5 protein-coding genes and 2 pseudogenes are annotated in these 6,413 nt (G+C 35.2%); all 7 read left to right on the plus strand.

Going from position 1 to position 6,413, the window contains the following annotated elements; all coding sequences use genetic code 11:
* A pseudogene (locus tag ACFX4X_RS25010) lies at positions 1–1,117 on the plus strand (IS3 family transposase); the annotation flags it as partial.
* A gap of 508 nt (positions 1,118–1,625) precedes the next feature.
* Complete coding sequence (locus ACFX4X_RS25015) at positions 1,626–2,303, plus strand: response regulator transcription factor (RefSeq protein ID WP_377387522.1); 678 nt, start codon at positions 1,626–1,628, stop codon at positions 2,301–2,303.
* Positions 2,293–3,561 carry a sensor histidine kinase gene (locus ACFX4X_RS25020; protein WP_377387525.1) on the plus strand — a complete coding sequence of 423 codons (1,269 nt, stop codon included), beginning with the start codon at positions 2,293–2,295 and terminating at the stop codon, positions 3,559–3,561. The genes ACFX4X_RS25015 and ACFX4X_RS25020 overlap by 11 nt, the downstream gene beginning before the upstream one ends.
* Before the next feature lie 150 nt (positions 3,562–3,711).
* A complete protein-coding gene (locus ACFX4X_RS25025; RefSeq protein WP_061463287.1) occupies positions 3,712–4,218 on the plus strand; it encodes an FMN-binding protein in 507 nt (168 codons plus the stop codon).
* Between the two features lie 9 nt (positions 4,219–4,227).
* Positions 4,228–5,139, plus strand: a complete 912-nt coding sequence (locus ACFX4X_RS25030) for an FAD:protein FMN transferase (protein WP_377387528.1) — start codon at positions 4,228–4,230, stop codon at positions 5,137–5,139.
* Complete coding sequence (locus ACFX4X_RS25035) at positions 5,117–5,944, plus strand: RnfABCDGE type electron transport complex subunit D (RefSeq protein WP_377387531.1); 828 nt, start codon at positions 5,117–5,119, stop codon at positions 5,942–5,944. Before ACFX4X_RS25030 ends, ACFX4X_RS25035 begins: the two co-directional genes overlap by 23 nt.
* Positions 5,945–6,315: 371 nt before the next feature.
* Positions 6,316–6,413, plus strand: a pseudogene (locus ACFX4X_RS25040) (transposase); the annotation flags it as partial.

Below are 6,413 nucleotides of genomic sequence, written 5' to 3' on the forward strand. Positions count from 1 at the left end.
ACCAAGCGAGAACGCCGTACGTTCACTTCCGAATTTAAACAACAGATCATTCAACTCTACCAAAATGGGAAAAACCGTAAGGCTCTTATTGAAGAATATGAACTTACTCCTTCTTCTTTAGACCGGTGGATACAACAGAGTTAAAACACAGGTTCTTTTAAAGAAAAAGATAACCGTTCACCTGAGGAACAAGAACTTATTAAACTACGAAAAGAACTGAAGAAGTTACAGATGGAGAATGATATTCTAAAGCAAGCCGCGCTGATACTAGGACGAAAGTAAATGTCATTAAACGGAACAAAGATAAATACTCGGTATCAGCAATGTGTGGCGTCCTAGAGCTTTCACGGAGTACCTATTATTACGAAGCAAAAGAACGAATCTCAGAAGACGATGTCACAAACGCCATTTTAGATATTTTTGATAAAAACCGTAAGGCGTACGGAACACGTAAGATTAAGGTTGAATTAAAGAAAAGAGGCTTTACGGTCTCCAGAAGGCGAATTGGCCGGATCATGAAAGAACAGGGGCTTGTTTCCTCATATACAGTCGCTCAGTACAAACCGCAAAAGACTTCAAATAACGAATCAGTCCAGGCTAACGAATTTAATCGGGAATTCCTACAAGAAGAAGAGAAAAAAGTAGTGGTCAGCGATTTAACATATGTCAAAGTCAAACATAAATGGCATTACATATGTGTCTTTGTCGATCTCTTTAATCGTGAAATCATTGGATTTAGCACAGGACCTAACAAGGACGCCAAGCTTGTAGCTAGAGCGTTTGCATCGATCAAAGGGAACCTCCGTGATATTCAGCTCTTCCACACAGATCGAGGGAATGAATTTAAAAACAAGCTGATTGACGAAACGTTAACCATATTTGAGATTGGTCGTTCACTAAGTATGAAAGGTTGCCCTTATGATAACGCTGTCGCGGAAGCGACCTTTAAAATCATTAAGACTGAGTTCCCAATCAAACAACATTCGCAAGCTTAGATCAGCTTACACTCGAATTTGGAGACTATGTGAACTGGTTTAATAAGCTAAGAATTCATGGAACTCTTGGCTACTTAAGTCCTCTAGAATATAAAAAATTATCCCTTAAAAAAGTTGTTTGATTTAGTGTTGACAATCCACATCCTCTCAAAAATCATTGTAAGGACTTAACTAAAATGTGTCCATGAAACTATACTAACTCCAAAAACTTAAAAATATATATATTTACACAAAAAAAATTAAGTGTATCTAAAAAAAATATTAAAAAAGCATTAAGTGTAGTTTTAATTAAACTATAAAAAGCAAGAGAATCATGACTTTCTTCAACGGGCAGGCGAACCGAATAAAACAGCAATTGACTTTAGATACGTCTAAACCAACAAATTTTTGTACATCCTTCATAATATTCGGCTCCTTTTCGTGTGTAGCTCTACACTTGGATTTTTTTGGTAGTAACATTATGACCAAGTGCAACCTACGTTAAGCAATAGGAGCTGTTTCGTTCATTATGACTAAAGGATCAGTATAGTTAATAAGGAACGCTGATATACAAAATGCTTTTTAATAATTCTTTAAAAAACTAAGGTTAAAATATAAAAGTCAAAATTTAATGCAGTACCGGAGGAAGACATGAAAATATTAATTGTTGATGATGAGAAATCATTAACTGAGGGAATTTCAAAAATATTAGAAGAAGAAAATTATGATGTAGACATTGCCCTAAATGGTTATGATGGACTTGAGCTTGCAAAAAAAGGCATTTATGATGTGATCATACTCGATATTATGCTTCCTGAAGTGGACGGCTTTTCGATTGTAAAAACATTAAGAAAAGAATCAGTGAGAACTCCTATTTTACTTCTGACAGCAAAGGATAGTATAAAGGACAGGGTGATGGGATTAGATTTAGGTGCAGATGATTATTTAATTAAGCCCTTTGCTGGTCCTGAATTATTAGCTCGAATACGTGTGCTTTTGCGGGGAAAAGGGGAACAGGCAGAAGAACTAGGATACGGACCTATAAAAATTATTGAGCATGACGGATTTGTAAATGGGAAGAAATTAAATTTAACTGTAAAGGAATATCAGTTGCTGGAATTCTTCATTCTAAACAAGGAACAAATCCTGTTACGTGATCAAATTTTTAACCGAATCTGGGGCTTTAGTTCAGAAGCAGGATTAAATGTTGTGGATGTGTATGTTCATCATCTTAGAAAAAAGCTTACCCCCTTCCATTTGGACCACTGGATTGTAACCGTACGAGGAATCGGGTTCATGCTAAAAGTGGGTGAACAGGATGTTTCGTAAAACTAAAATCCAGTTGGCATTACTTTTTACTCTTGTTTTCTTTTGTGTCTTGAGTATTTTGGGTATTAGTCTCTATTTATATATGCAAAAAGTTTCTCTTGCCTCAGTTGATGATAATTTGCGAAATAAGGAAACCTATCTGATCCAAAAATCAATTGATGATTTACCTGATGAAAAAAATGAAAGGGAATCAGAACGGAAGGTTTCCTATTTATTTTGGGATAAAAAAGGGAATCTCCTTTTAAGTAACCCAAAAAACGCCTTTTACAAAAAAGAAATATCCTCTTTTAAACCAAATAGGAATGACAAAAAAATGCGCATCCAAACCATAAGCGGACATTCCTATAGAATTCTGACTCATGTTAAAAAGAGGGATGAACTTAAAAGCTTTCCATCTGCTGCAACCATCCAACTAGTTTATAACATTGATCCTGAGGTGAATGTTATAAAACAACTGCTGCTATTAATTGGATTTGGCTGTTTCATAGGTTTGCTGATCTCTTTTTTTGTTGGTTTATTTTTGTCAAATAGAGCATTAGTGCCAATTCAAAGGTCTTGGGAAAAACAAACACAGTTTGTTAGTGATGCTTCCCATGAATTACGAACACCACTTTCGGTTATTCAAACTCATTTGGAACTCCTCTTTCGTCACCCAACTAATACAATTGAGGAGGAATGTGCGACAATATATAAAAGTCTGACTGAAGTAAAACGCCTGAGTAAATTAGTACAGGATCTATTGACCTTAGCAAGGAGTGACTCAAATGAACAGCTTATTAATCAGGAATTATTTTCAATGGATGAACTGCTTAGACATATAGTGGAACAGTTTGAACCAATTGCTGATATGAAGGATATCAAAATAGAGGATGAGATAGAAAAAAATATAATTTACTTTGGAGATAAAGATAGAATTCATCAGCTTTTAGTCATCTTGCTGGATAATGCGCTAAAATACTCGGACCTAAACGGTAAAATAACCATTTTTTCCAAAAAAGAAGGTAGCAGTTTAAGAATAAACATTGAAGATACCGGGACAGGAATACCAGATAAAGATTTACCATTCATATTTGATCGTTTTTATCGAAGTGATAAGGCAAGAACAAAGGCAACAGGAGGAACAGGACTTGGTTTGTCTATTGCCAAATGGATTGTTGAGGCTCATGGAGGGCAAATTTCTGCAGAAAGTAGGTTCCACAAAGGGAGTCAGTTTATTATAAAACTTCCCTTTAAGAATCAATCATCTAAACTCACTTAAAGGTGTTTTTTTAAAATTTTTAAATGATTTAGAAAGGATATCTATATTTTCTATTACGTTTTTAAAGGAATTTTAAAAGTGATTAAATATACTTTGTGGTGTTAACGATTAATTAGAAGCTAAACCAAAAGAGATAGGAAGGATACTAAAATGTCTAAAAAGAATAAAAAATGGGTACTTCTTTGTTCCACAGCTGTAGCTGCTGCTTATGCAACTGGTTATTTTTCAACAGAAGCACAAGCAATCAAAATGAATTCGGCAACCCACACACAAATTAGTATGCAAAACAAAGTACAGCCCTCAAGCTTGGTTATAGACAAAGCTAACGAAGTAAATGGAAATAAAAGTAGCGTTACTTCTTCAAAAATACAAAATGTTCAGCCTAGACAAAAATATAAAGATGGAACTTTTAAAGGTACAGGAATGAATCGGCGCGGGGAAATAGAAGTTGCAGTAACCTTAAATAAGGACAAAATTACAGATGCACAAATTATAAATTGGGGGATGCACTATTCTGAAAGTGATTTAGATGGGCTACCGGGTGAGGTTATCAAACGGCAAAGTGTTAATGTAGATTTTGTTTCAGGGGCAACCTACAGTTCTCAAGCGTTTACAGATGCTGTCCAGGATGCTCTCAATAAGGCACAAAATTCCTAAGGGGTAAAAATGAGAAAAACTAAATTATATATGGATACAGTCGTAGATATCCAAGTAGTTATTGGGGAAGGTACATCTGAGGAATTGGCTGAAGCAAAGATCAACCGTGCTTTTGACATGTTTCGAAAAGTGGAACAGGCGTGCAGCCGTTTTAGCCCTGACAGTGAATTAATGAACGTTACCAAGGTGATTGGAAAACCAGTTCAAATAAGTCCGTTTTTATTTGAGCCCTTGAGATTTGCTTTAGAAATGGCTAAATTAACGGACGGTGAATTTGATCCTACAATTGGGAAAATCATGGAGGAGCAAGGATTTAATCGTCATTATTTAACAGGTTACTTTATTCAAAATCCTTCTGCAGAATCCGTAACGTATCGAGATATTGTTTTAGACGAAAAATCCCAGACATTGTTTTTAAACAAGCCCCTAGTGATAGATTTAGGAGCGGTCGCAAAAGGTTTTGCCATCGATTTGGCAACAAATGAACTAAAAGAATTTAAAGGATTTGTTGTCAACGCAGGTGGAGACCTATTTGCAGGCGGATTTGATCAAAAGGGAGAATCATGGAAGATTGGCATTCAACATCCTGAAAAAAAAGATGAGATTATTTCTGTAATAGAAATTTCAAATCAAGCAGTATGTACTTCAGGTAGTTACGAGCGCAAGAATGCAAAACTTCCCAGTATGCATCATATCATTAATCCTCAAACAAAGGAGTCACCCAATGATTGGGTGAGTTCAACTGTTATTGCTCCTTTTGCGATGATGGCAGATGCTATTTCGACTGCAGCCTTTTTGTTAGGAAATGAAAACGGGAAGAAATTAATTGAAGATGTTAATTTAAGGGGACTTTTTATCACTTCTGAATTACAGATTGTTCATGTTGGAGGAGATAGTAATGACAATGAAGAAATGGCTTAAAACACCTAAGGGATATGTTACGATTACCTTGTTGGCGTATCTTCTTATTGCATCAATCGGCTATATAAATATATTGGGAATAAAAAATACCATGGTAGCAGTTATAACTGCTGTCATCGCTGACATTATCTTTAATATTCTCAAAAAAAGAAAATGGACAATGCCAGACGGTGCAGTTATTACAGGTTTAATTATTGGCCTTATTTTAAGTTCCACGACCTCTATAGGTATAATTACAGCTACCGCTATACTTGCAATTTTATCAAAGCATCTACTTGTTTATATGAAAAAACCAATTTTTAATCCTGCAGCATTTGGTTTACTTTTATCTGCTCTTTTTTTTAAAACGGGACAAAGCTGGTGGGGGGCATTTGGAGACCTTTCAGTATGGATAATTATCTTTCTTTTAGTGGGAGGATACATCATTACGAACAGAATTCATAAGTTCCCTCAGGTTTTTACATTTTTAGGGACTTCTTTTGTACTATTGGCTCTAATGGGGCATTTCAATATTGGAGATGCAGTTAATGCACTTAGGCCACCATTTATAAATACTACTCTCTTCTTTGGGTTTTTTATGCTTACAGATCCACCTACATCACCAGCTAAGGATAAAGATCAAGTAATAATGGGTTTCTTGACAGCAACAGCAGGAACAATCATCTACGCAATATTTGGTGGACTAATCTATTTGTTTATCAGTTTATGTCTTGGAAATCTTTTTACCTATCTTAAAAAGCGTTCACTTTCAAAAAGAGCTGTCAAACGTACAGGTATAACAAGAACTATCAGGTATGGTTCTTAATAAAAAGTAACAAATTATATAACCCTGCTAATGGGGGCAGTTAACAAACTAATAAGAAAATCAAAAACAGGGAATCCCCAAAAAATAATAGGATTCCCGTTTTTACATCCTCACCATGTACTGATCAATGGAATAAATTAAATTTCAAAATTACAAAACGTAAAAAATGTGAATATTTCACTTAAACTAAACTGCCATTATATACAGTATCATCCTAAAAATACTGGTAGAATGCAACTTTTATCTTTGTTTACATGAAAGCATAGATAAGTGGTTAAGGACTTGACTTGGAGCCTCTGTGGGTACGATTTGTCTTGAAAGGCTGAAGCTAAGGTTTCATCAGACAAAGAAGCCTATCATAGATACCCACCTATATTACAAATCTTTCTTTTGAAGACGTTCCAACGGAACATATTCATGAACTGTATTCGTTACGTTGGCAGATTGAAATTCTATTTAAGACATGGAA

The sequence above is a fragment of the Peribacillus sp. YIM B13481 genome (assembly GCF_042787985.1).
Taxonomy (GTDB): Bacteria; Bacillota; Bacilli; order Bacillales; family DSM-1321; genus Peribacillus; species Peribacillus simplex_A.

Excerpts from the sequence above, each read along its gene's own strand:
- ACFX4X_RS25030 (WP_377387528.1), top strand. The coding sequence starts at position 4,228 with ATGAGAAAAACTAAATTATATATGGATACAGTCGTAGATATCCAAGTA.
- ACFX4X_RS25020 (WP_377387525.1), top strand. The coding sequence starts at position 2,293 with ATGTTTCGTAAAACTAAAATCCAGTTGGCATTACTTTTTACTCTTGTT.
- ACFX4X_RS25025 (WP_061463287.1), top strand. The coding sequence starts at position 3,712 with ATGTCTAAAAAGAATAAAAAATGGGTACTTCTTTGTTCCACAGCTGTA.
- ACFX4X_RS25035 (WP_377387531.1), top strand. The coding sequence starts at position 5,117 with ATGACAATGAAGAAATGGCTTAAAACACCTAAGGGATATGTTACGATT.
- ACFX4X_RS25015 (WP_377387522.1), top strand. The coding sequence starts at position 1,626 with ATGAAAATATTAATTGTTGATGATGAGAAATCATTAACTGAGGGAATT.